Here is a 24,077-nt window from a genome sequence, read left to right as displayed (position 1 = left end):
ACGGTTGAAATTTACAGTCCTGCCGCTGCGACGATGGGGAGAAAATCCGCGGCTTTGAGACTTGCCCCACCGACGAGCGCCCCGTCCACGTTCTCAATGCGGAAAATCTCGGCGGCGTTGGAGGCCTTAACCGATCCGCCGTAGAGAATGCGGAGCTGGATGCCTGCGGCCCCAAAACGCTCCTGAAGCTTGCCGCGGATGGCGGCATGCATCTCGGCAATCTCGGCAATGCTCGGGATCTTGCCGGTGCCGATAGCCCAGATCGGTTCGTACGCGATGGCGAGCTCGGCACCGCCGGCGAGTGCTGGCGGAAGCGATCCCTCGAGCTGGGTGAGTACCGTTTCCACCGCGGTGCCGCCTTCTCGAACGTCGAGGCTTTCGCCGCAGCAGAGGATGACGTCGAGGCCAATCCCAAGCGCGGCCTCGGCCTTCGCTCGCACCTCGTCATCGCTCTCCCGCTGCGCATCCCGCCGCTCGCTGTGCCCGACGATGGTCAGCCTAGCTCCGGAGTCCTCCAGCATTTGCGCGGAGGTGCAGCCGGTGTGGGCGCCTTTTTCGGCATGGTGAACGTCCTGACCGCCGATTGCGAAGCCCGGCACCGCCTCCACCGCGCGATGGATTAGGATCGAGGGAAGGCAGAGCGCAACGTCGACGCTCGGATACTGACGAGATCCTTCGGCGATGGCGCGGATTTCCGCGACGTCCGACGAGACGCCGTGCATCTTCCAGTTGCCGGCCACGAGCTTCTTCACCATGCGCAAACTCCCCTGCTCGCCGGTCCCGTAGCGGCGCCGCTTGATGCGTGCCACCCCCGCCCCTAAAGCACCCCCAACCTCCACTTCGCACCGGATACCGATGCTCTCCTTCTTCCGCCGTCTTTCCAAATCCAAAATCGGCACCGGCATCATGGCGCTGATCCTGATTGCCATCCTGGCCGGGTTCGCAATCGCCGACATTTCCAACTTTGGATCAGGCAAGATCGGTCTGGGTGGAAGCACAGGTGCGCTGGCCAGCGTCGGCAACCAGGACGTGACCGAGCGCGAAGCCAGCGAGGCGATGCAGCGCCGGCTTCAGGAAGCGCGGCAGCAGCGGCCCGAAGCGGATTACAACAGCGTCATCAGCGACCTTCCGGCGGTCATCAACGCGTTGATCGACCAGAGCACAATGCTGGCATTCGCCGACAAATATGGCTTCCCGCTCTCCAAGCGGCTGGTCGATGCGGAGATCGCGCAATTGCCCAACACCAAAGGCCTGGACGGCAAGTTCAGCGAACAGGCTTATCAGCAGTTCCTGGCGCAGCAGCGTCTGACCGACCCGCAAGTCCGCCGCATCTTGTCCGGGGGTTTGTTGCAGCGGCTGATGCTGACGCCGATCGCGACCAACGCTCGCGTGCCGGTCGGCATGGCGACGCCATACGCGTCCCTGCTGCTCGAGGCGCGCGAAGGTGAAGCCGCCATTGTCCCGACCGAACTGTTCAAGGCCGGACTGAAGCCAACGGACGCGCAGATCCAGCAGTTCTACGGGGCCAATCGAAATCGCTACACAGTGCCGGAGCAACGAGCGCTGCGCATCGCTCGGATCGGCGCGGAGCAGGTCGCCGGCGTTGTGCCGAGCGACAAGGAAATCACCGATTATTACAATGCGAACAAGACGGCCTATGCGCCCAGTGACACGCGGTCGCTAACGCAAGTCGTGGTGCCCGACCAGCCGACGGCCAACGCCATCGCCCAGCGGGTCAAGGGCGGTCAGACCTTGTCTGCGGCCGCCGCCCCGGCAGGCGCCCACGCTGCCCTCACCACGCTGACAGATCAAAGCCGCGCGGCCTACTCCAGCGTGGCTGGAGACAAGACCGCCAATGCTGTTTTTGCGGCTGCCAACGGCGCGTTGGTCGGGCCCATCCAGTCCGACTTCGGATGGGTGATCGTGAAGATCGATGCAGTGAAAGCCGGTGGCGGCAAAACGATCGAGCAGGCCCGCGCGGAAATTGCGACAAAGTTGACCGCGGACAAACGGAAGAGCGCGATCGAGGATCTGGTCGACAAGGTCCAGACCGCACTGGACGATGGCAGCAACTTTGCCGAGGCGGTCGCGGCAGCCAAGCTGCCCGTGACGACGACGCCGCTGATCACGAGCGCCGGTACATCACGCGTCGACGCGGCTTACAAGGCTCCTGCAGAGCTTGCGCCGGTGATCAAGACCGGGTTTGAGATCGCACCCAACGACCCGCCCGAAATCGTCGCGCTGGGCGGCGACGCCGGTTACGCGGTGGTCTCCCCCGGCCAGGTTCTGCCGGCAGCCCCGGCACCCCTGACGAGCATTCGCGACCGGGTCGCGACCGACTGGATCGTCGACCAGGCAAACAGAAAAGCTGAAGCCGTCGCCAAGCAGATTGCCGACAGGGCCAGTGCCGGCGCCCCCATTGCCGATGCGGTCAAGGCCGCCGGCGTCACGCTGCCGCCTTCGCGCCCCATCGCTGCCCGGCGCATCGAAATCTCCGATCAGCGCGGCAACGTGCCCCCGGCTTTGCGGGCGTTGTTCACAACCGCAACCGGTAAGGCACGAATGTTAGCCAATCCCGCAGGGGGCGGATATTTCATCGTTAAAACCAATAAGATCACGCCGGGCAATGCGCTCAGTGCGCCGCAGCTAATCACCCAGGTTCAAAGCCAGTTGAGCGAAGCGACGGCGCAAGATTATGCGGAACAATTCACCGCCGCACTACGCAAGGAAATGGGCGCAAAGCGTAATGAAAGCGCGATTGCTGCCTTCCGGACCCGTCTTCTCACCAGCGGGAATTAACGGGCAAAGCTTGACCACAGTATCTTTGTTTCCTAAAAGTTCCCCGTTCGTTCCTGAAGGGGTTCACGGCCATGCTCACCGCCAAGCAGCGCGAATTGCTGTTGTTCATCGATGACCGCCTCAAGGATAAGGGGATCAGTCCCAGTTTCGATGAAATGCGCGAGGCTTTGGACCTGAAGTCCAAGTCGGGTGTGCACCGGTTGATCTCGGCGCTGGAGGAACGCGGCTTCATACGCCGACTGCCCAATCGGGCGCGCGCGCTTGAGGTGGTGAAGCTACCTGAAGCAAGGCCATCGGCCACGGTGACACCAATCCGCCCGGTGACCACGGCGCCTGCCAACGACACACTTGAAATTCCGATGCACGGCAAGATTGCCGCGGGCACACCGATCGAGGCGCTGCAGGGCACGGAAAGTTTTGCGGTTCCGGCGGCTTTGCTCGGCACGGGCGAGCATTACGCGCTGGAGGTTTCCGGTGATTCGATGGTCGACGAGGGCATCCTCGATGGCGACTTCGCGTTGATCCGCAAGGTCGATGTCGCGCATGACGGCGAGATTGTCGTGGCATTGATCGATGAGGAAGAAGCCACGCTCAAGACTTTCCGCCGCGAGGGCAGCATGATCCGTCTCGACCCGGCGAACCGCAATTACGAGCCTCAGCGCTACGATCCGCGGCGGGTGCGGATCCAGGGCCGACTTGCCGGTCTGATCCGCCGTTACTGAGGTGAGCGGGCCGCGGATCGATTATGTCGAATTGCCAAGCGCGACGGCGCATGAGCTCACGTGGGCTTTCTATGCAAAAGCGTTTGGCTGGACGTTCACGAAATACGGACCAGATTACGCTGCAACGACAAACGGCATCACGGACCTCGGTCTACAGGGCGACCGGAGCGAAGCGCTTTCGGCTCCATTGCCCGTCATTCGGGTCGACGACCTCGATGCGGCATTCAATCAGGTAGCCGGTGCGGGCGGCGTGATTGCCAAGCCCATCTTTGCGTTCCCGGGTGGCAGGAGGTTTCACTTCATTGATCCGTCCGGGAGCGAACTCGCGGTCTGGAGTGCGACGTAGAGCTTAACTTTGGGCGTGAAGCCCATGGATGATTGCCCACGCGCTCCGAGACAGTCGCTATGCGGGGCACATCGGCGAGCGTGATCGCGAGTCCTCCGGTCTGCTTGAGGCTGGCCGCGTCAAGCTTCAACCAGCGGGGCACGCAAGCTTTCGGCAAACGTCGATCCGAGATGACAATGTCCGCAGACGCGCAGGCCTGTGTAATCGCGGACCAATCGATCCGGGTTGCCGAGCGCGTGGCAAGCAGGTGCCACGCCGATCCGTTTCTATGGATGGTCGTCAGGCAAGCGTCGTAGGTGCAATCACTGGTCGACTGTGCATCAATGGCGGAGGGATCGCCGTCGTATCCTGACGCTTCGGCGAGCAAACTGCGGATGTAGTCGCCGGCACGGTCACGCAGAATGTAAACTTCTCCAGCGTCAGCAATGGCGAGGTGACGTCCATCGCCCGTGATCAGGAGGTCGGGCGCGGGGGCGGCGAGCGCGCCGGCGGCCCCGACGGCAATGGGGAGGAGCCCCAGGCGACGAGCCCGCGTCGTCCATAGGCAAATCCACAACCCGCCGGCGGCAAGCAGTGCGTAGGACCAGCCCGGCATCGACGGCATCATCGCAATCGCACCTCGCGCGGATCCGACGACATGCGCCAGGGCGAGCAGTGTTTTGATCGCCAGACCGCAAAGGAACCACAACGGCCGACCTAGCCCAATCCCGTCGAGGATAAGCGCTCCTGCCTCCAATGGCATCACGAGGAAGGTCGTCAGTGGAATGGCAAGGATATTGGCGGCGACCCCGTAGAGACCTGCCCGGTGAAAATGGAAAAGCGCAATCGGAATTAAGGCACATTCGACGGCGACCCCGGTCGCAATGACTCCCAGCAGGCTGCGTCCGATGCGCTGCAATAGCCCCTCTTCCCGCCGTTCCAGTAACCACCGCGCCCACGGAGCGGAATGAAAGGCGACGATGGCGGTCACCGCCGCAAAACTCATCTGGAAGCTCGGGCCAGCCAGCGCTTCAGGGCGAAAGATCAGTACCACGAGCGCACCGGTGGCAATCAGCCGGATGCTGATCGCCTCACGGCCAAGCGCTATCCCGGCAAGCACGAGCAACGCGGCGACACAGCTTCGGACGGTCGGCACCTGGGCGCCAGTGAGAAGGGTATAGCCAATCCCTGCCATTGCCCCCGCCGCGGCCGCCACCAGCACCAAGTTAAATCGGAGCGCCAGCCATTCACTCAGTGCAAGTAACTTGAGGGTTAGGAACATGGCGAAGGCGACAACCGCCGCGATGTGCAAGCCGCTAACCGACAAAAGATGCGTGAGGCCGCTGCGACGCATGGCGTCGGCGTCTTCTTGGTCGACCGCATTCTGGTCCCCGGTCGCCATTGCGATGGCGATCCCTGCGTCGTTGCCAGGCAGGCGATCCATGATGTGGCGCCGGAGCCGGTCGCGGACCCGGTCGAGGCCGTGCGGCTGCGCGGCTTTGGTGACGGTGACCGGACCGAGCGTCTTGCCGACTGCGCCGATACCCTTGAACCAAGCATCGCGAGCGAAGTCGTAGGTGCCGGGCAGCGCCATTGGCGGTGGCGGCGCGAGGCGCGCGCGAAGGTCGACAACCGCTCCCGGCGCGATACCCGCGGGAAATTTGTCTTCGTCAAGCGATACGCGGACCGTCGGCGGGAGCCCTGGCGTTCCGGACTTGAGCAGCAAGCGGACAGTTTCCCGCGCGGGGAGGTGGTCGACGGCCGAGACGGTCGCGGTGAATTGAACGACCTGCGGCCGGTCGAGGCGTGGCGACGCGACCCAGGCCGACCGTGCCCAGACGAGCGCGCAGCCGCTCGCCGCGGCAAATGCGAACCAGGCGAGCGCCCGCCCGCTCCGCTCCTGCCCGATGGCCAGACCGATCAGTACAAGCGCGAGCGAAACGCAAAGGAACGCCTGCCAGCCCCGCGGTCCGGCGATGACGAACCATGCCGCGATCCCGGCACCGAAGCCGACGACGAACCAAGGCGGCAACTGGGCGCGCTCCGCCTCGAGGAAGCCTTCGACCTCCCCGTGAAGCGCGGAAATCCGCGTCTTCCAAAAGCTCCGAGCACGCTGTGGAAGAGGCGCTTCCCCTATGTTAGGGGCGCTCGTCCGTTGCATTGCAGCATAGAGAGAAGAGCAAAGCGCCGCCCGGCGCAAGTGAGAAACTTTTGGCCGATCAGAACAACCGTCCCGTCGTCACCCGCTTCGCCCCCTCGCCGACCGGCTACCTCCACATCGGCGGTGCCCGGACGGCGCTGTTCAACTGGCTCTACGCCCGGCACCGCGGAGGCAAGTTCCTGCTTCGCATCGAGGATACCGACAAGGCGCGGTCTACTGAGGATGCCATCGATGCGATCCTGGACGGGATGAACTGGCTCGGCCTCGATTGGGACGGCCACGAATATTATCAATCGCAATTCTGGGCGCGGCATGCCGAGGTGGCGCATCGCCTGCTGGAGCGCGGCGCCGCCTATCGCTGCTATATGACGCAGGAAGAGTTGGCAGCCCAGCGCGAGCAGGCGCGTGCGGAGCGCAAGCCGTTCCGCATCGACAGCCCCTGGCGCGACGTTACCGAAGGCCAAGGCGACACGCCGTTCGTTATCCGCCTGAAGGCTCCCCGCGAGGGCGAGACTGTCATCGACGACGAGGTTCAGGGCCGCGTGACGGTGCAGAACGTGGAGCTGGACGATTTCGTGCTGCTCCGTTCCGACGGTACCCCGACCTATATGCTGGCGGTCGTGGTGGACGATCACGACATGGGCGTGACCCACGTCATCCGCGGCGACGATCACCTCAACAACGCCTTCCGCCAGCTGGCGATCATCCGCGCCATGGGCTGGCCTGAGCCGACCTATGCGCACGTGCCGCTGATCCATGGGCCGGATGGAGCGAAGTTGAGCAAGCGCCACGGCGCGATGGGCGTCGACGCCTATCGCGACGAGCTCGGTCTGCTCTCCGAGGCGGTGAACAATTATCTGCTGCGGCTTGGCTGGGGCCATGGCGACGATGAGATTATCAGCCGCGCGCAGGCGATCGAGTGGTTCGACCTGCCGCAGGTGGGCAAATCGCCGTCGCGCTTCGACTTCAAGAAGCTCGAAAACCTCAATGGTCATTACATCCGGGAGGCGGACGATGCCCGGCTCGCGGATCTGGTCGCCCCTCGCCTGCCCGGCGCCGACAAGGCGCTGCTCGTAAAAGCCATGCCGGAGCTTAAGGCCCGCGCGCACACGCTCAACGAGCTGGCCGACGGCGCGCGCTTCCTGTTCGTCCAGCGGCCGCTGGACGTGGATGAAGCGGCGGCCGCATTGCTGACGCCCGATGCCCGCAAAATCCTCGGCGCGGCGTATGCCAAGCTGGGTGCCCTTGCGGAATGGGAACCGGCAGTTCTAGAGGCGGCCATCCGCGAGATCGCCGAGGAGAATGGCGTGAAGCTGGGCAAGCTGGCCCAACCGCTTCGCGCCGCGCTCACCGGACGCACCACCTCTCCGGGAATTTTTGACGTACTGGCGCTGCTAGGCCGCGACGAAAGCCTCGCCCGCATCGCCGACCAGATGGAGCCGACTGAATGACCGACAAGACCGCGACCCTGAACGTTGGGGACGATAGCGACCAGTTCCCGGTGCTCGACGGCTCCGTCGGTCCTGAAGTCATCGATATCCGCAAGCTGTACGGCGAAACCGGCAAGTTCACCTACGATCCGGGCTTTACCTCGACCGCCGCCTGCAAGAGCGCGATCACCTACATCGACGGAGAACAGGGCATCCTCCTTCACCGCGGCTATCCGATCGACCAGCTGGCCGAGAATTCGAGCTTTATGGAAGTCGCCTATCTGCTGCTGAACGGCGAGCTTCCGAAGAAGGCGGAGCTGGACAATTTCAGCTACACGATCAGCCGCCACACCATGCTGCATGAGCAGCTGGCGACCTTCTACCGCGGGTTCCGGCGCGACGCGCACCCGATGGCCATCATGATCGGCGTTGTCGGCGCCCTGTCGGCTTTCTATCACGATAGCACCGACATCACCGACCCCGAGCAGCGCATGATCGCGTCGCACCGGCTGATCGCCAAGATGCCGACGATCGCCGCGATGGCGTACAAATATTCGATCGGCCAGCCGTTCATGTATCCGGAGAACAAGCTGTCCTACACGGGCAACTTCCTGCGGATGACATTCGGCGTCCCGGCCGAGCCCTATGAAGTGAACCCGATCATCGAGAATGCGATGCGGCGGATCTTTATCCTGCACGCCGACCACGAGCAGAATGCGTCGACGTCCACGGTTCGTCTGGCGAGCTCTTCGGGTGCCAATCCCTTCGCGTGCATCGCGGCGGGCATCGCTTGCCTGTGGGGCCCGGCGCACGGCGGTGCCAACGAAGCGGCGCTGAACATGCTTCGCGAGATCGGCGACGTGAAGCGGATCCCGGAATATATCGCCCGCGCCAAGGACAAGGACGATCCGTTCCGGCTGATGGGCTTTGGTCACCGCGTCTACAAGAACTTCGACCCACGGGCGAAGGTGATGAAGGCGACGGCGGACGAGGTCCTGAAGGAGCTCAACATCTCCGATCCCGTGCTAGACGTTGCCAAGGAGCTCGAGCACATCGCGCTAAACGACGAATATTTCATCGAGAAGAAGCTCTACCCGAACGTCGATTTCTATTCGGGTGTGATCCTCAATGCGATCGGCTTCCCGACCGACATGTTCACGGCGCTGTTCGCCCTTGCCCGCACGACGGGCTGGGTGGCGCAGTGGAATGAAATGATCGCCGATCCCGACCAGAAGATCGGTCGTCCCCGCCAGCTCTACGTTGGCGCGACGCAGCGCGACTACGTCCCGGTCGACAAGCGTTAAGCGGCCGGCAGGCTGAGCGAGAAACGCGCCCCTTCGCCGGGTGCGGTGTCGAGCGTGACGTCACCGGCGAGCGAGCGGGCCAGGCGGCGCGAGATGGCAAGGCCGAGACCTGCGCCGTCATCTTTTTTGCGGGCCCTCTCAAAGCGCTCGAAGATCCGCTCGCGATCATCGGCGGCAACGCCAGTACCCTGGTCCGTTACCGTTACCCGGGCCATCCCACCGCTGCGCGCAAACTCCAGCCGCACGCGGCCGCCCTCCGGCGAGTGGCGGATGGCATTGCCGATCAGGTTCACCAAAATCTGAATGACCGCGCGCTCCTCGCCCCTGGCGGCGAGCGACGCGGCGTCATCCGCTTCGATGCTAACACCAGCGGCTTCAGCGGCCGATTCCAGCATCACGACGGCGTCGCCGGCGAGCGCCGCCAAGTCTATCGTTCGGTCGCCCTGTACCGTCTCGTGGCCCATGGATGACATGACCGAAAGCAGGTGCCGGGCGGCCGAGGCGATATCCTCCCCGTAATTGGCGTAATCGCTGCGAAGCGGACCTTCCGAACGTTCGACAAGCCGCTGGGCGTTACCAATGATGTGGTCGAGCGGCGAGCGGAGCATCTCATCGAGCGCGAGGTCGAAAGCCCCCACTTGCTCAGGTCCCGAAATTGGGTCTTCCGATCGAACGCTGCCGCGAAACCCCGCAAATTGGCCATCCGCGGCCATCACAATTTCCCCGTCGAGAATCACCATCCGGCTTTCATCGACGCGGCTACGCGCATGCTGGCCGGCGAACGGGCGGCGCGCGGCGAGCGCACTGATCAGGGGCATTTCCCCTTCTTCATTTTCGTCAAAGCGCAGAATGCGGGTGAGCGGCTGACGCGCCACGTCGGCTGCATGGACGCCAAGGATCTCAGCGAGACGCTCGGAAAGCGAAATTATCCGCAACTGTTCGTCGGTGGCCCATTCGTTCAAAGTGTTCGAGCTCTTCGCTTCCGCCCCGAGCAAAGAAGCGAGGCGGGGCGGGCCCGGCGCTCGCGTTGTCCAGCCTTCCAGCGAAAGCGCGATGTCCTCCCCTTGCGGCGTTGCGCGGACCCACAGGTCAATATCCTGATCCGCCGATGCGGCAACGGCCGGCCTGGATACTGTTGTCCGAAGCTTGCGAGCCAGCGCCGCGATTGCGGCAACCTGGGGCAAGGCCAACTGTTCGTTCAATGCCGCGCCCGCCTCGCGCTGCAGCGCCTCAAGTTCAGGGTCGGCGGCCACCAGCCGACCGCCTCGGTCTAGGCGGCCCGTGACCGGAGGTTGTTCTGAAGGTGCGCTAGCCACGCTCGTCGTCCAAACGTTCCAGCGCGGCTCGGAAACCACGGTCTGTGGACAACCAGGATTTGGCAGCATCCACGTCCGCCGGTGTCATCTTGTCGAACCTTTCGACCGCTTCGACCGCATCTCCAATGCCGAGCAGATCCCCAATTCCTGCCAACAGTCCCGCGGCAAGTTCCCGGGATGCGTGGGCGGCACGGCAAAGAATCATCATTCTGGAGCCGTCGCCGGAGAGAAGATCGTCGAGCGCGTCGTCGATGAGTAACCCTGCCCGGCGCGCGAGAGCAGCGCCGACGAACATGACCTCACCTTCATTCGCGGCGGCCAACACGAGATCGTCGCTAAGCGCACCAGCGTCGTCGAGCTCGCGGATGAGTGCCGTGGTCAGTCTCGCGATTCCACGCTCCGCGTCTCGCTGCTCCCGCACCTGCCGAGCGGCGGCCGAGAGTTCCCGATCCGCATCTGCCGCGCCCCGGCTGCGAGCAACCTCCGCCCGCAATGCCGCAGCAACTGCCGTGATCAAATGATCGGCCGTCACGGCGGCCAAATCGTCGATCGCCACGAGGCACTGGCCGAAGCGATCTCGACGCCGTCCACGCGCCAGGATGAGAGCCATGGCTGAGGCTGCGACTCCGCCATGATTGTTACTGACCAACCCTTGCAGGACACGGGCCTCCTTGCATCCACCGCGCGCGCGGGCGGCAAGCGAAATTCGCTCCTCGTCGGCGCGTTGCAGCACCACGGCAATGAGCCCAGCGTCATCGAGCAATTTCGCGGTCTTCAGCCGGTTGATGAGGTCCGCATCATCCCCGTCGTTCGCCGCGAGCCATCCGCCGGGCAGTGCCGCACGTAAGGCGCTGGCAACATCGCCGATCAAGCGATTAAGCATGACCGACATGAGCGCCCGTTCCTGCTCAGTCAGACGCTGCTTGGGGTCGAGGAAAAAATCGATGCGAACCGTCCGCAGCCGGCCACGCGCGCGTCGACCCGCAGCGGGCACACTTTCATCAGTTGCAGCGGCAGCAATCGGCCATTCTTCCGGCATCATCCCTCCCCGTTAGCGCGATTGGGGTTAACTTGCCGTCAACTGGCTTCTTGATGCCGCACGCGCTGAACGATGAAAAACGAGAAAGCGGCGTAGATCAGGATGGAAAGCAAATAGGCCGTCCACGCACCCCCCAGCGCGAAGGGAATGGCGAGGAAGATCGCATTGCGGCGGGACAGTAACCACACATCACCGTCAGTGGGCATCGCCGCCTTTTCGATACGCGTCGCCTCGCCGAATGCGCATGCGGTAAGCGCGGCTATAATCGAACCCCACCCCGTGCCGTGACGCGTCTCCCACAGTCCAATCGCGAGGAGGGCCAAACCTGACGCCGGCCATAGGGCCAAGCGGCTCCACATCTTTGCGGGGAATGGTTTGAGACGGATCGTCGCCAGCCGGGCAGCAATCAGGTCGAGCGGTGTAGAAAGCAGCAGGAGGATCAGGCCCGCCCCAAGCCAGCCGCGCGTAAAGCAGACGGCGCCCGCGATCGTCAGCCCGACGGCCGCCCAAACCAGCCAAAACGGCCGCAGCGTCGTCTCCATCAGGTGCTCAGTCGCGAAATCCTCAACAAACGGAAGTATGAAGCGGCTGGCCCAGTCCGTGCGGCCTCCGCGCGATGCTGTGACCATGTGCCGTTGAAAATTGGTCAGTTGCTCGGGGCGTTCGACCAGCAAGGGCTCGCCTTCACCCGGCTGGATCGGGATCCGGCGGGCGCCCTCCTGGATCGTCCGCCGTAGAAGCGTCGACTGGAGGTCCCAGTCCCCAAGCATGGCCACCGTTGAGCCGAGCAGATGTGCATCGACGACGGCCACTCCCGCCCAGCGCGACCCCGCATCGATCCGCTCGAAATTTTCGTGCTGCTCGTCGTCGGGAACAGTAGCGACCGCAGGCTCGCCCTCCGAGGCGACAGCAGTGACGAGATCAACGGTCGGCGCGACGCCGTCGCCGATCAGCAAGATAGAAGACCCCGCCTCGAACCGGCTAACGGCCTCGTTTACGTCGCTGACCGGAAAGACGCCCACACCGTCAAGGCGCAAGCGTTCGAATGCATCCTGTAGCGCTTGCGGAACCCGTTCGACGACGACAACGACAGGCGCCGCGCCGGCGGCAGATGCGCAGCGGGCCTGATATTCCAGCAGGGTACGCCCGGCGAGCGGAAACAGCGCGCGAAGGCCGCCGCTATCGTCTTCCTGATAGGCCCCAATGAGCGCCCCAATCGCCACGATCCGTCAACCCTCCCGAACAATCGCCCCACTATGCGACAAGTGCGCCGCAAGTTCGCCCTCTAATCACTTTCCCACGTCCTCAAAGATGGTAAACTGCCGATTACGATGACACCCACCCCCAAGCGCGCCCAATCCCTGCCGCAGCGCGACAAGTCGGCAGAGCCCATCGAGCTGCTGAGTGCGGCCGCGGATTTCGTCGAGCCTAGTTTCGACGAACAGCAGTGGGTCGAACAGAGCGCCGAAGAGCGAGGCACGGGCGGCCGTCAGGTGTTGGGGATTGCGCTCAGCGTGCTGGCGGCCATCTGGGTTGGCTATGCCGCCTGGTCCGCAGGTAGGACGCTCGGCGGGCAGCCGCTGGCCTCGCCGCAGATTGCGCAATGGGTGGCCATTGCCGCGGGCCCGCTGGCGCTGTTGGGGCTGGTCTGGATCATGTTCGGACGCACCCGTCGCAAGGAAGCCGAGCGTTTCACGCGCTCCGTCGTTGAGATGCGCACCGAAGCGCGCAGCCTCGAAGGGCTTCTGCAAGTCCTCACCCAGCGTATTCAGGACAGCCATTCTGAATTGGGGATGATTTCGCGCCACCTGATGCAGCTAGGCGACGATGCGACCGGCAAGCTAGGCGGGATAACTCGAGACTTCGATACGAGCACGGAGAGCCTCCGCCGGCACGGGGAAGCGCTCGACCGGGCTGCGGAAGCGGCGCGCAACGACATCGCCGTGCTGCTGGAAGACCTGCCGCGCGCAGAACAGACTGCGCGGGGCGTTGCCGAGAATTTGCGTCAGATCGGCGGCGAGGCCGGGGCGCGGGTCGAGGAATATGGTCGCAAGGTTCGGGAAATCGGTGAGCGGACGCAGACGGCTCAACAGATCGTCGCCGAGGCGACCGACCAGCTCGCGCAGCGGTTGAACGAAATCGAAATTGCGGGTTCCTCCGCTGCATCGCGGGTCGGTGAGGCTCAGAAAGCCTACGCAGGCACATTGGACACCCTCCTTAACCGGACATCCGAAACGCTCGAGCAGATTCGCTCGGGCATCGATGTTCAAGCCAGCGCCGTTTCGGCACTGGTCACGCAGGCATCCGCCGGGATCGGCAAGGCGGGCGCGCTCGCCGCAGAGTCGCTGGCCGCGAACATCGACCATGCGAGTACCTCTCTGCACGGCCTTTCGGCCCGGGTTGCCGAGCAGGATCGCGCGTCCCAGCAAATGATTGCCGAGATCGAGCGCGGACTGGCGCTGATCGACGAACGCTTCACCGAGCTATCCGCCAACGGCGACGATCGGGCCAATCGGTTCTTGCAGTCGCTTTCACGCGCGCGCGCCGAACTCGACACTCTCGCGGCCCATGCTGGGGCACAGGACGATGCGATCGTTTCGCTTGCCGACCGAACGACTACGCTGCGAGACAGCATTGCGCGCCTTGCGGAGGAAATTCGTGATGGCGTGGGAACAGCAATTGGAGAGGCCCAGGGTAGCGCAGATCGGCTGGTCCAGGCTGCGTCCGCTGCGAAACCGGATATCAACTGGCTTCGCAACGCGACGACCGAGACAAGCGACAAACTCGCGGCGACGGGCATTGAAATGGCGCAACAACGCGAGCGCTTCAGCGGGCTGATCGCAAATGTCGACCAAGGCGTCGAGGGCGCACAATCGAAGCTCGCTGAACTTGCTTCGACCCTGGCGCAGGTCGAGCGGGAAGCGACGAGCTTGAGTGCTCAGACAGGCCCTGCCCTGATCGCGTCGCTAGTTCAGGTCAAAGACGCGGCCACGCATGCCGCTGAACGGGCGCGCGAAACGATCGAGGCCGTCATTCCGGAGACGGCCGGAAAACTGTCCGACGAAACGGCCGCTGCACTTGCCAAGGTCATTCGCGAGAGCATCGAGGAGCGCCTCCGCGAGGTCGAGACGGTGGCGACTCACGCCCTTACGTCAGCCCGCGAAGCCTCCGATCGCCTGACCGGGCAGATGATCACGCTGGGTCAGACAGCTTCGGCGCTGGAAGCTCATATCGAGCAGACCAACAAGGACCAGCGCGAGCGGGACAGCGAGGAATTTGCAAAGCGCGTCGCACTGCTCATGGACTCCATGAATTCCGCGGCGATCGACGTCAGCAAGATCCTGTCGGACGAAATCGACGAGCGGGCTTGGGACGCTTATCTCAAAGGCAACCGCGGGATCTTCACGAGCCGCGCGGTACGCTTGCTGGACGGCAGCGAGACTCGGGCGATCCGCGCCCATTACGAGAGCGACGGGGAGTTCCACCGCTCGGTCAGCCGTTATGTCGCCGACTTCGAATCAATGCTCCGCCGTGTATTGGCCGAGCGGGACGGCGGGATGATTGCGGTCACTTTGATGTCGTCGGACATGGGTAAGCTTTATGCCGCGCTGGCGCAGGCGATCGACAAACGCCGCTAGGTTCGGTGATAGAAGTCGAGATCGTCAGGTGTGACCCAGCCGAAGGTCCAGTTCGCGTAGTAAAGCGCAAACAGCACCAGTCCCAATAGCGCCGCTTTGAGGAGATGCCGCTTCAGGTTGAAGCGATGCGGCGCACTTTCCGCTTGTCCCGCTACCTTGGGCGTCCCTGCTTCCTCATCCGTGCGCACCCCGAAGGGCAGCAGGATGAACGCGCTGAATGCGAAGAACAGGAAATAGATTGCGACGATCGACGAAAATTCCACGGCCGGTCAAGCCACCTGCATCATCGTGACCTCGACGAGCGGCTTCTTGCCCGTCCACAGCGTGGCGCAGCGCCGGACGGCTAGCCGAACAGCCTCGCGAACCTTTTCTTCATCGCCACGCGGCGTGAAAGCTTTAGTGGCCGCGTCAGTAGCATCCGCAACGAAGTCGTCGCGATCCTCTTCTACAGGGACGCCAAACGGCCGGACGAGCGGTGCGCCAGTCAATTCGCCGTTGCTGCCGACAGGGACGGCTACGGTAATCAAGCCGCTGAAACCGATGCGGCGGCGCTCGTTCACAGTCTGACCGTCCGCAGGAAGGATGACGTCACCGTCGAGCACTAGCTGACCCACGCGGACTTCATCGACCTTCTTTGGATCGCCCGGCGCAAGCCGGATCACATCGCCGTTCTTCTGCACGACGGCTTGCGGGATGCCATGACCGATCGCGACACGCGCCTGCTCGGCAAGATGTCGCGTTTCGCCGTGCACCGGCACGACGATCTGCGGGCGAACCCAATTATACATCTCGATGAGCTCGGGCCGGCCCGGATGCCCGGAGACGTGCACGTGCGCCTGACGCTCCGTGACGATGCGGACGCCAAGGTCGGATAGCTGGTTCATGATGCGACCGATTGAGACTTCATTGCCGGGGATGACGCGCGACGAGAAAATGACGGTATCGCCCTCGCTAAGCTTCAGGTCGTGCGTCCCGCTGGCGATGCGGCCGAGTGCGGCGCGAGGCTCGCCCTGACCACCCGTGGCAATGATCATCACCTCGCGCTTCGGCAGCCGCATTGCCTCGTCGAAGCCGATCGGCGGAGGGAAATCTTTGAGGTAGCCGGTGGATTGGGCAACGCGCAGGATCCGGTCGAGCGAGCGGCCCGCGATGCACAGCTGCCTGCCCGTTTCCCGCGCGACGCGGCCAATAGTCTGCAGCCGCGCGGCGTTGGACGCGAAGGTCGTCACAAGCACGCGACCTTTGGCTTCCAGAGTCTTCGCCAAGAGCCCAGCGTGGACGCTCTCTTCGGATCCCGAAGGCTTGTCTTGAAAGACGTTGGTGGAATCGCAGACGAGCGCGAGCACGCCGCGATCGCCGATCGACGTTAGCGCTTCGACGCTAGGTGCTTCTCCGATGACGGGGGTTTCATCGATCTTCCAGTCGCCAGTGTGGAAGACATTCCCGAACGGCGTTTCGATCAACACGCCATTGCCCTCGGGGATTGAGTGCGACAACGCGACGAAGCTGACGCGGAACGGGCCCAGCTCGATGCTGCCGCCGCGCTCCACGACGTTGAGCTTGACCTGTCCGGTCAGGCCCTCCTCTTCAAGCTTGCCGGCGATTAGCCCCGCGGTGAATGGCGTCGCGTACAGCGGCACCTTCAGCTCTTCAGCGAGGTAGGGTAGCGCGCCGATGTGGTCTTCATGACCGTGGGTCAGGACAATCCCCGTAAGGCGATCCTGCTGCTTCTCGATGAACTCAAGGTCGGGCAAGATGAGGTCGATGCCCGGATAGCTGGGGTCGGCAAAGGTCAGGCCAAGATCGACCATCAGCCACTGGCCACGACAGCCATAGAGATTGACGTTCATGCCAATCTCGCCCGAGCCGCCGAGCGCGACGAACAGCAATTCTTCGCCGGGGATCATTCTGGAAGGCTCATTTCGGGCTGCGCATCGCGTGGTCGTACAGCAAGCTCAACCCCTGGATGGTGAGGTCGGGCTCAATCGCGTCGAACGCGTCGGTATGCTTGTCGAACAGGGTCGCGAGGCCACCGGTGGCGACGACCTTCAGCGGGCGGCCGATCTCCATCTTCATGCGTGCCGCCAGACCCTCGATCATCGCGACATAGCCCCAGTAGATGCCAATGATCATCTGGCTCTCGGTCGTGCGGCCGATGACGCTGTCCGTGGCCGGAGCTTCGATTGCGATGCGCGGTAGCTTGGCAGCCGCGCTGACGAGGGCGTCGAGCGAGAGGTTGATGCCCGGTGCGATGATGCCACCGGCGTAAGCGCCGGTTGGGGTGACCAGGTCGAAGGTGGTCGCCGTACCGAAGTCGATAACGCAAAGGTCGCCGTCATGTCGCGCGTGAGCGGCAATGACGTTAAGCGCGCGATCGGCACCAACATTGTGCGGCTCGTCTACTTCGAGCGCCATCGGCCAGGCGGCATCACCCTGCCCTGCAACCAGCGGCGTCTTGCGGAAGTATTTTTCGGACAGGACCTTCAGGTTGTGAAGCGCGCGCGGGACGACGGTGCCGATGATGACGCCATCCACATCGTCGCGGCTAAACCCTTCCAGCTCAAACAGCTGGTGTAGCCAGACGGAGTATTCGTCGGCCGTCCGGCGCGGATCTGTCGCAATCCGCCAGCGGGCTTTGATTTTCCCGCCGTCGACCAAGGCGAAGACCAGGTTCGTGTTGCCGACATCGACCGCCAAAATCATCGCCGCGCCCTACCCATGTCGGGGAGTGTTCACAACACGACATCCCCGGCACGCACGATGTCGAGTGCGCCGTCGTCGCGGCGAAGCCGCAGGGCGCCGTCGGGTTCAAGACCGTCGAAGCGCCCCGAACGCACGTCGTCGCTTCCGGCATGCACCGCGAGCGGCGTGCCGACCGGATGCGCGCGCGTGAGCCACGCCTGGGCGATGTGCGCTGGTTGGCTTTGCCGCCAAAGCTCAAGGAGCCGTGCGAAGCTGCCGGCGAGCAGCGGAGCGAAGGCTTGAGGGGCGACTTCGCCGGTCAGCGAGGCAGCCTGGCGGTCCGGAAGATCGGGCGCAGACGCGAGGTTGACGCCGAACCCGATGGCGACGCGCTCGCCGCTCCGTTCGAGCAGGATGCCGGCCATCTTGCGGCCGAGCAGCATGAGATCGTTCGGCCATTTGAGCATCAGCGGCTGATTGGGAACAGCGGTATCGATAGCCTCGATCAGCGCGAGTCCGGCAACCAGCGACACAATATGCGCGGGCGGATCGTCGGCACGAAGCTGAACGAGCGTGCTGCCATAAAAATTGCCGGGTGATGACGACCAGTTGCGGCCCTGCCGCCCCCTGCCCGACACTTGTTCGAGCGCGACTAGCCAATCGCCTTCGATGGCCTGGTGGTCGGCGATCAGGTCGGCGTTGGTCGAGCCGGTCTGCTCGACGATGCGGATGCGCGTCAGAAAAGGCTTCCTGCAGCGCGGTCGGTCAAGGCACCGAGCGGGCCGATGAGCAAATAGCCGATCGGAGACACGAGAATCGCAGCGAGGAAAATCAGCGCTCCCTGCAGCGGCTGCCGCGCCTTGGCGTAGGGTTCGGCGGGCTCATCCATCCACATCACCTTGATGATGCGCAGATAGTAATAAGCGCCGATCACGGTGCCGAGAATCGCCGCCACGGCCAGCGCGATGTAGCCGGCGTCCACCGCCGCGGTGAAGACCAGCAACTTGGGCCAGAACCCGAAGAAGGGCGGAATGCCCGCGAGGCTGAACATAAAGACGGTCAACGCTGCCGCGAACCCGGGACGGGTCTGCGACAGGCCGGACAGGCTTGCGACGCTTTCGACCGGACGCCCCTCGGCATCGCGCATCCACAGCACGCAGAGGAAGGCGCCGAGCGTCATGACGACGTAAACAGCCATATAGAACAGAACTGAGGAGGCTCCGCGTGGGCCCGCGGCGGCGAGACCAACGAGGGCGAAACCGACGTTGTTGATCGACGAATAGGCCAGCAGGCGCTTGATGTTGGTCTGACCGTAAGCGGCGATGGCGCCGAGGAAGATCGAAGCCAGCGAAGCGAAGATGACGATCTGGCGCCAAGCGTCGGTAGCCGGGCCAAGACCCGCAACGCACAGGCGCGTTGCGAGCAGAACGGCCGCTACCTTGGGGGCCGAAGCAAAGAAGGCGGTGACGGGCGTCGGCGCACCTTCGTAGACGTCCGGTGTCCACATGTGGAACGGTACCGCGCTGATCTTGAAAGCCAGACCGGCGAGAATGAACACCAGGCCGAAGAGCAATCCGAGCGACGGCGCCTCGCGGCCGAACGCGGCGGCCAGACCATTGAAGCTCATCGTGCCCGTGAAGCCGTAAAGCAGCGAGATGCCGTAGAGCAGAATGCCGCTCGCGAGCGCGCCGAGCACGAAATATTTGAGTCCCGCTTCGGCCGACCGCTCGTCGGTCCGGCGATAGGAGGCGAGCACGTAGGCGGCGAGGCTCTGCAGTTCGAGGCCAACGTAAAGGGCAATCAGACTCGTCGCGGAGACCATCACGCTCATGCCGACCGCGCTGAGGATGATCAGCACCGGATACTCGGCGGAATGCTCAGTGCCGCGCTCGAACCAGCCATGGGCAGCAATGATCGCAACGGCGGCCGCGGGGAAGATGATCGCCTTGCCGAAACTGGCGAATAGGTCCGCGGCGACGAAGCCTTCGAAAAGGAGGCCAGCGTGCGACGGCGCACCGATCAGTGCGAAGGTGGCTCCCAGAAGCAGCGCAATCGCGAGCCAACTGGTAATGCCGGAGCCGCGGCGGCCCACGAAGGCTGCGACCATCATCAGGACGACGCCGCCGAGCGACAGGATAAGCTCGGGCAGAATGGGAGCGAGACGAAGCATTAGTGGTGCGCTCCATGCTCGGCGTGGACCGCGCCCTTGCCGAGGGTCAGTGCCGAGTCCCCGCGCGGCGCGACATGTTCGAGGCGCTGCGTCAGGCGGCCGATGTCGTTGCGCATGGGGGCGAGGAAGCTTTCGGGATAGACACCCATCCAGAAGACGGCGGCGGCGACGGGCGCCAGCAGCCACCATTCGCGGACGTTCAGGTCGGGCATGGCCGCGGCATCGGCATTGCGCTGCGTGCCGAAACAAATGCGCCAATAGAGCCACAGCATGTAGGCCGCGCCGAGGATGATGCCGGTCGTGGCGACCACCGCTGCCCAGCTGGACGCATGGTAGGTGCCGACCAGCGCCAGGAATTCGCCAACGAAATTGCTCGTACCCGGCAGGCCAACGCTGGCCATGGTGAACAGCATGAACAGCAGCGCATAGCCCGGCATGTTGTCGGCCAGCCCGCCGTAGCGGCCGATTTCCCGCGTATGCAGGCGGTCGTAGACGACGCCGACGCACAGGAAGAGCGCGCCCGACACGAGGCCGTGACCGAGCATGACCAGCATCGCCCCTTCAAGGCCCTGCCGGTTCATGGCGAACAGGCCGAAAGTCACGAACGCCATGTGCGCGACGGACGAATAAGCGATGAGCTTCTTCATGTCGCGCTGCACGAGCGCGACGAGGCTGGTGTAGACGACCGCGATACCCGAAAGCGCGAACACCAACGGCACGAACATTGCCGAGCCTTCGGGGAACATCGGCAACGAGAAGCGGATGAAGCCGTAACCGCCCATCTTCAGCAGCACGCCGGCCAGGATGACCGAGCCCGCGGTCGGCGCCTGCACGTGCGCGTCGGGCAACCAGGTGTGGACCGGCCACATCGGCATCTTCACCGCGAAGCTGGCGAAGAATGCCAGCCACAGCCACTTCTGCACCCCGACCGGGAAGTTGTACGCCATCAGGTCGGGGATGAAGCTCGTGTGCGCGGTGGTCACAATGTAGAGCATGGCGATCAGCATCAGCACCGAGCCGAGCAGGGTGTAGAGGAAGAACTTGTAGCTCGCCTTGATCCGCTCGGCGCCGCCCCAGATGCCGATGATCAGGTACATCGGGATCAGGCCGCCTTCGAAGAAGATGTAGAACAGGAACAGGTCCTGCGCGGCGAACACGCCGATCATCAGCGCTTCCATCAGCAGGAAGGCAGCCATGTATTCGGGTACGCGCTTTTCGATCGAGCGCCAGCTTGCGCCGATGCAGATCGGCATGAGGAACACCGACAGAACGATCAGCAGCAGCGCGATGCCGTCGATGCCGAGCGACCAGTTGATGCCGCCGCCGAGGCTGATGCGCTCGACAAACTGCCATTGCGGGCCGTTCGGGTCGAACATCAGCCACAGGTCGATGCCGATTTCCAGGCAGACGAGCGTCGCGATGAGCGCGATCCACCGCGCCACGTTCGCGCTCGCGAAAAGGCAGAGCGCGCCGGCGATCAGCGGAACCGCAATAAGAATGGTCAGCCAGGGAACGCCGGTCATTTCGCCCACCAGATGGCCCAGGTCGCCGCGCCGATCAGGCCGAGCAGCATGACGAGCGCGTAGGAATAGAGGTAACCGGACTGCACGCGGGCCGCGATGCGATTGCCGACACCGACGGCATAGGCCGCGCCATGCGGTCCGAACCGGTCGATCGTCCCTTCGTCACCGCGCTTCCAAAACAGACGGCCGAGCCACAATGCAGGGCGGACGAAGAGAAAATTGTAGAGCTCGTCGAAATACCATTTGTTGGCGACGAACTTGTAGATGCCGGGGAAGGTCGCGACGAAGCGGTCGGACGAACCGGGCGCGCGGATGTAGTTGTTCCAAGCGATCCAGAGGCCAATCAGCATGACGATCGTCGGCGTAAGCTTCACCCACTCGGGCGACCCGTGCGCGGCGTGCGCCAAATGCTCGTTGAACGCGATGCTGGCGCGCCAGAACTCGGGCGCGCGATCGCCACCAACGAAGATGTCGTGGAAGATCTGGCCAGCCAGCAGCGCTCCGATGGCGAGCAGCGCGATCGGCACCAGCATCGGCAGCGGGCTTTCGTGCGGATGGTAGCCGCCCGTGCCCGTCGAAACGTGCGCCGGCGTGTGGGCGCTGTCGCCATGCTCTTCGTCCGGATGATCATGGTGATCGCCATGAAGCGCGTGCTGGATGTGCTCGGACGCCGCCCAGCGCGCATCGCCGAAGAAGGTCAGGAAGATCAGGCGCCAGGAATAGAAACTGGTCAGCAGCGCCGCGAGCGCGCCAAGCCAAAAGGCGATCGTGCCGGGCACGGAGCCGCTGGCCCAGGCGCTCTCCAGGATCGCGTCCTTCGACCAGAAGCCGGCGAAACCGATGCCCGCGACACCGACACCGGTGATCGCCAGCGTGCCGATGACCATTACCCAAAAGGTAATCGGGATCTCCTTACGGAGCGCGCCATAGTAACGCATGTCCTGTTCGTGGTGCATGGCGTGGATGACCGAGCCGGCACCGAGGAATAGCAGCGCCTTGAAGAAGGCGTGCGTGAACAAGTGGAACATCGCGGCGCCGTACGCGCCGACGCCCGCCGCGAAGAACATGTAGCCGAGCTGCGAGCAGGTCGAATAAGCGACGACGCGCTTGATGTCGTTCTGCGCGCACCCGACGGTCGCCGCGAAGATGCAGGTCGCGGCGCCGACGTAGGTGACGACGTGCATCGCGGTGACCGACGTCTCGAACATCGGCGACAGGCGGCAGACCATGAAGACGCCGGCAGTGACCATCGTCGCTGCGTGGATGAGCGCGCTAACCGGCGTCGGGCCTTCCATCGCGTCCGGGAGCCAGGTGTGCAGGCCAAGCTGCGCCGACTTGCCCATCGCGCCGATGAAGAGGAGCAGGCAGAGTATGGTCATCGTGTCGGCGCGCATGCCAGCAAAGCCGATCGTCGAGCCGCCCATGCCCGGCGCCGCGGCGAGGATCGCCGGGATCGAGACGGTACCGAACACCAGGAAGGTGCCGAAAATGCCGAGCGAAAAGCCGAAGTCGCCGACGCGGTTGACGACGAACGCCTTGAGCGCGGCCGCGTTGGCGGACGGCTTGTGATACCAGAAGCCGATCAGCAGGTAGGATGCGAGGCCGACGCCTTCCCAGCCGAAGAACATCTGCACCAGGCTGTCGGCGGTGACCAGCATTAGCATCGCAAAGCTGAACAGCGACAGATAAGAGAAAAAGCGCGGCTGGCTGGGGTCTTCGGCCATGTACCCCCAGCTGTAGAGGTGCACGAGGCTGGACACGCTGGTGACGACGACCAGCATGACCGCGGTCAGGCTGTCGACGCGAAGCGCCCAGTCTACCGTCAGCGTGCCGGACTGGATCCACGTCAGCACCGGCACCACGACCGGGGCCGCGTTGCCCGCGATGTAGGACAGGAAGATCGGCCAGCTCAGTGCAGCGCCGATGAACAGCGAAGCGGTGGTGATGGCTTTGGCGGCGGTCTTGCCGATCCAGCGGCCGAACAGACCCGCGATGATCGACGCCAGCAGCGGCAGGAAGACGATAAACAATACGGGGTGCATCAGCCGTGCATCCGGTTGACGTCATCAACGGCGATGGAGCCGCGGCGACGGAAGAAAATGACGAGAATGGCGAGGCCGATCGCGGCTTCGGCGGCTGCGACGGTCAGCACGAACATCGCCAGCACCTGTCCCGTGAGGTCACCGAGATAGGCTGAGAAGGCCACGAGGTTGATATTCACCGCGAGCAAAATCAACTCGATCGCCATCAGCATAAGGATGACGTTGCGACGATTGAGGAAGATGCCGAGCACGCCGATCGTGAAGAGGATCGCGGCGACGGCGAGATAATGACCAAGCCCGATCACAGCTGCATCCCCTCGCCTACGCCCGGGCTTGTATTCCGGATCGCTTCGCTCGGACGGCGATCGATTTGCTTTGATATCTTTTGTTGGCGCGTGTCGCGGCGGCTGCGGTGAGTCAGTACGATTGCCCCGATCATGGCGACCAGCAGGATCAACCCCGCAAGCTCGAACGCGAACAGATAACGGCTGTACAGAAGTTGCCCGAGCGCAACGATGTTCGGCGTCGCCGTCTCCGGGATGGCACGGCCGCTCAGCGCCGGGCCAGCTTTCCACGCGGTCAGCGCGACGAGCACTTCCGCGAGCAGCACGATGGCGATGATGATTCCGAATGGCAGGTTGCGCGTGAACCCGCTGCGTAGCTGCGCGAAGTCGATGTCGAGCATCATGACCACGAACAGGAACAGCACCGCGACCGCGCCGACATAGACGATGACTAGCAACATCGCGATGAACTCGGCGCCCAGCAGCAGCATCAGGCCCGCCGCGTTGAAAAATGACACGATCAGCCACAGCACGCTGTGCACCGGGTTGCGGGCAAAGATCACCAGCACCGCCGAAGCGATCGTGAGGATTGCGAACAACCAAAAGGCGAGGATTGAAATCAAGCGAGGGACCCTGTTGCGG

At 63.8% G+C, this 24,077-nt stretch carries 20 protein-coding genes; 6 read left to right on the top strand and 14 right to left on the bottom strand.

Annotated features, from left to right (window positions below; translation table 11 throughout):
- Positions 1-11: 11 nt before the first annotated feature.
- The gene (gene tpiA, locus QU596_RS01805) at positions 12-755 is read right to left on the bottom strand and encodes a triose-phosphate isomerase (protein WP_308517922.1); all 744 of its coding nucleotides are present in this window, start codon (positions 753-755) and stop codon (positions 12-14) included.
- Between the two features lie 100 nt (positions 756-855).
- On the opposite strand from tpiA, the gene QU596_RS01800 reads away from it, so the two are divergent.
- The 3 genes from QU596_RS01800 (at position 856) to QU596_RS01790 (ending at position 3,867) form a co-directional block, all read left to right on the top strand.
- Positions 856-2,799 (top strand): peptidylprolyl isomerase, encoded by a 1,944-nt coding sequence (locus QU596_RS01800; RefSeq protein WP_308516682.1) that lies wholly within the window; start codon positions 856-858, stop codon positions 2,797-2,799.
- A 71-nt stretch (positions 2,800-2,870) separates the two neighbouring features.
- Positions 2,871-3,521 (top strand): transcriptional repressor LexA, encoded by a 651-nt coding sequence (gene lexA / locus QU596_RS01795; RefSeq protein ID WP_308516681.1) that lies wholly within the window; start codon positions 2,871-2,873, stop codon positions 3,519-3,521.
- A gap of 1 nt (position 3,522) precedes the next feature.
- Entirely contained in the window at positions 3,523-3,867 is a 345-nt protein-coding gene (locus QU596_RS01790) for a VOC family protein (RefSeq protein ID WP_308516679.1), read from the top strand.
- On the opposite strand, the gene QU596_RS01785 is transcribed toward QU596_RS01790, so the two are convergent.
- Entirely contained in the window at positions 3,821-5,878 is a 2,058-nt protein-coding gene (locus tag QU596_RS01785) for a ComEC/Rec2 family competence protein (protein WP_308516677.1), read from the bottom strand. The two genes, QU596_RS01790 and QU596_RS01785, sit on opposite strands and share 47 nt — an antisense overlap.
- Before the next feature lie 179 nt (positions 5,879-6,057).
- Between QU596_RS01785 and gltX the strand changes: the two genes are divergently transcribed.
- Together gltX and QU596_RS01775 are read left to right on the top strand one after the other, a co-directional pair.
- Complete coding sequence (gene gltX / locus QU596_RS01780; protein WP_308516675.1) at positions 6,058-7,458, top strand: glutamate--tRNA ligase; 1,401 nt, start codon at positions 6,058-6,060, stop codon at positions 7,456-7,458.
- Positions 7,455-8,741 carry a citrate synthase gene (locus QU596_RS01775; RefSeq protein WP_308516674.1) on the top strand — a complete coding sequence of 429 codons (1,287 nt, stop codon included), beginning with the start codon at positions 7,455-7,457 and terminating at the stop codon, positions 8,739-8,741. Before gltX ends, QU596_RS01775 begins: the two co-directional genes overlap by 4 nt.
- On the opposite strand, the gene QU596_RS01770 is transcribed toward QU596_RS01775, so the two are convergent.
- The 3 genes from QU596_RS01770 to QU596_RS01760 all read right to left on the bottom strand — a co-directional run bounded on the left by QU596_RS01770 (position 8,738) and on the right by QU596_RS01760 (position 12,319).
- The gene (locus QU596_RS01770; RefSeq protein ID WP_308516673.1) at positions 8,738-9,994 is read right to left on the bottom strand and encodes a sensor histidine kinase; all 1,257 of its coding nucleotides are present in this window, start codon (positions 9,992-9,994) and stop codon (positions 8,738-8,740) included. The two genes, QU596_RS01775 and QU596_RS01770, sit on opposite strands and share 4 nt — an antisense overlap.
- Before the next feature lie 55 nt (positions 9,995-10,049).
- Complete coding sequence (locus QU596_RS01765) at positions 10,050-11,051, bottom strand: DUF2336 domain-containing protein (RefSeq protein WP_308516672.1); 1,002 nt, start codon at positions 11,049-11,051, stop codon at positions 10,050-10,052.
- Positions 11,052-11,134: 83 nt separating this feature from the next.
- Positions 11,135-12,319, bottom strand: coding sequence for an NTP transferase domain-containing protein (locus tag QU596_RS01760; protein ID WP_308516671.1), 1,185 nt, complete (start codon positions 12,317-12,319; stop codon positions 11,135-11,137).
- 108 nt (positions 12,320-12,427) lie between these two features.
- Between QU596_RS01760 and QU596_RS01755 the strand changes: the two genes are divergently transcribed.
- Positions 12,428-14,734 (top strand): coiled-coil domain-containing protein, encoded by a 2,307-nt coding sequence (locus QU596_RS01755; RefSeq protein WP_308516670.1) that lies wholly within the window; start codon positions 12,428-12,430, stop codon positions 14,732-14,734.
- Here the strand turns inward: QU596_RS01755 and QU596_RS01750 are convergent.
- From QU596_RS01750 to QU596_RS01710, 9 genes are all read right to left on the bottom strand, one after another.
- Positions 14,731-14,997 (bottom strand): DUF1467 family protein, encoded by a 267-nt coding sequence (locus QU596_RS01750; RefSeq protein WP_308516668.1) that lies wholly within the window; start codon positions 14,995-14,997, stop codon positions 14,731-14,733. The two genes, QU596_RS01755 and QU596_RS01750, sit on opposite strands and share 4 nt — an antisense overlap.
- Before the next feature lie 6 nt (positions 14,998-15,003).
- Positions 15,004-16,641, bottom strand: a complete 1,638-nt coding sequence (locus QU596_RS01745; RefSeq protein ID WP_308516666.1) for a ribonuclease J — start codon at positions 16,639-16,641, stop codon at positions 15,004-15,006.
- A gap of 10 nt (positions 16,642-16,651) precedes the next feature.
- Complete coding sequence (locus tag QU596_RS01740) at positions 16,652-17,437, bottom strand: type III pantothenate kinase (protein WP_308516664.1); 786 nt, start codon at positions 17,435-17,437, stop codon at positions 16,652-16,654.
- A 29-nt stretch (positions 17,438-17,466) separates the two neighbouring features.
- Entirely contained in the window at positions 17,467-18,087 is a 621-nt protein-coding gene (locus QU596_RS01735) for a biotin--[acetyl-CoA-carboxylase] ligase (RefSeq protein WP_420030948.1), read from the bottom strand.
- Between the two features lie 65 nt (positions 18,088-18,152).
- On the bottom strand, positions 18,153-19,586 hold the full coding sequence (nuoN, locus tag QU596_RS01730; RefSeq protein ID WP_308516662.1) for an NADH-quinone oxidoreductase subunit NuoN: 1,434 nt from the start codon (positions 19,584-19,586) through the stop codon (positions 18,153-18,155).
- Positions 19,586-21,109, bottom strand: a complete 1,524-nt coding sequence (locus QU596_RS01725; RefSeq protein WP_308516660.1) for an NADH-quinone oxidoreductase subunit M — start codon at positions 21,107-21,109, stop codon at positions 19,586-19,588. Before QU596_RS01725 ends, nuoN begins: the two co-directional genes overlap by 1 nt.
- Positions 21,106-23,151, bottom strand: coding sequence for an NADH-quinone oxidoreductase subunit L (nuoL, locus tag QU596_RS01720; protein WP_308516659.1), 2,046 nt, complete (start codon positions 23,149-23,151; stop codon positions 21,106-21,108). Before nuoL ends, QU596_RS01725 begins: the two co-directional genes overlap by 4 nt.
- Positions 23,151-23,456, bottom strand: a complete 306-nt coding sequence (nuoK, locus tag QU596_RS01715) for an NADH-quinone oxidoreductase subunit NuoK (RefSeq protein WP_308516657.1) — start codon at positions 23,454-23,456, stop codon at positions 23,151-23,153. Before nuoK ends, nuoL begins: the two co-directional genes overlap by 1 nt.
- Positions 23,453-24,058 (bottom strand): NADH-quinone oxidoreductase subunit J, encoded by a 606-nt coding sequence (locus QU596_RS01710; protein ID WP_308516656.1) that lies wholly within the window; start codon positions 24,056-24,058, stop codon positions 23,453-23,455. The genes nuoK and QU596_RS01710 overlap by 4 nt, the downstream gene beginning before the upstream one ends.
- Between the last annotated feature and the right edge of the window lie 19 nt (positions 24,059-24,077).

Origin of the sequence: Sphingomonas flavescens, from assembly GCF_030866745.1 — a bacterium.
In the GTDB taxonomy this organism is placed as follows: Bacteria; Pseudomonadota; Alphaproteobacteria; order Sphingomonadales; family Sphingomonadaceae; genus Sphingomicrobium; species Sphingomicrobium flavescens.
This window is presented reverse-complemented; position numbering and strand designations above follow the sequence as displayed.

Coding starts and splice junctions, on each gene's coding strand:
- QU596_RS01800 (WP_308516682.1), top strand. CDS start 856: ATGCTCTCCTTCTTCCGCCGTCTTTCCAAATCCAAAATCGGCACCGGC.
- QU596_RS01745 (WP_308516666.1), bottom strand. CDS start 16,641: ATGATCCCCGGCGAAGAATTGCTGTTCGTCGCGCTCGGCGGCTCGGGC.
- nuoL (WP_308516659.1), bottom strand. CDS start 23,151: ATGCACCCCGTATTGTTTATCGTCTTCCTGCCGCTGCTGGCGTCGATC.
- tpiA (WP_308517922.1), bottom strand. CDS start 755: ATGGTGAAGAAGCTCGTGGCCGGCAACTGGAAGATGCACGGCGTCTCG.
- QU596_RS01755 (WP_308516670.1), top strand. CDS start 12,428: ATGACACCCACCCCCAAGCGCGCCCAATCCCTGCCGCAGCGCGACAAG.
- QU596_RS01725 (WP_308516660.1), bottom strand. CDS start 21,109: ATGACCGGCGTTCCCTGGCTGACCATTCTTATTGCGGTTCCGCTGATC.
- QU596_RS01740 (WP_308516664.1), bottom strand. CDS start 17,437: ATGATTTTGGCGGTCGATGTCGGCAACACGAACCTGGTCTTCGCCTTG.
- lexA (WP_308516681.1), top strand. CDS start 2,871: ATGCTCACCGCCAAGCAGCGCGAATTGCTGTTGTTCATCGATGACCGC.
- QU596_RS01775 (WP_308516674.1), top strand. CDS start 7,455: ATGACCGACAAGACCGCGACCCTGAACGTTGGGGACGATAGCGACCAG.
- nuoN (WP_308516662.1), bottom strand. CDS start 19,586: ATGCTTCGTCTCGCTCCCATTCTGCCCGAGCTTATCCTGTCGCTCGGC.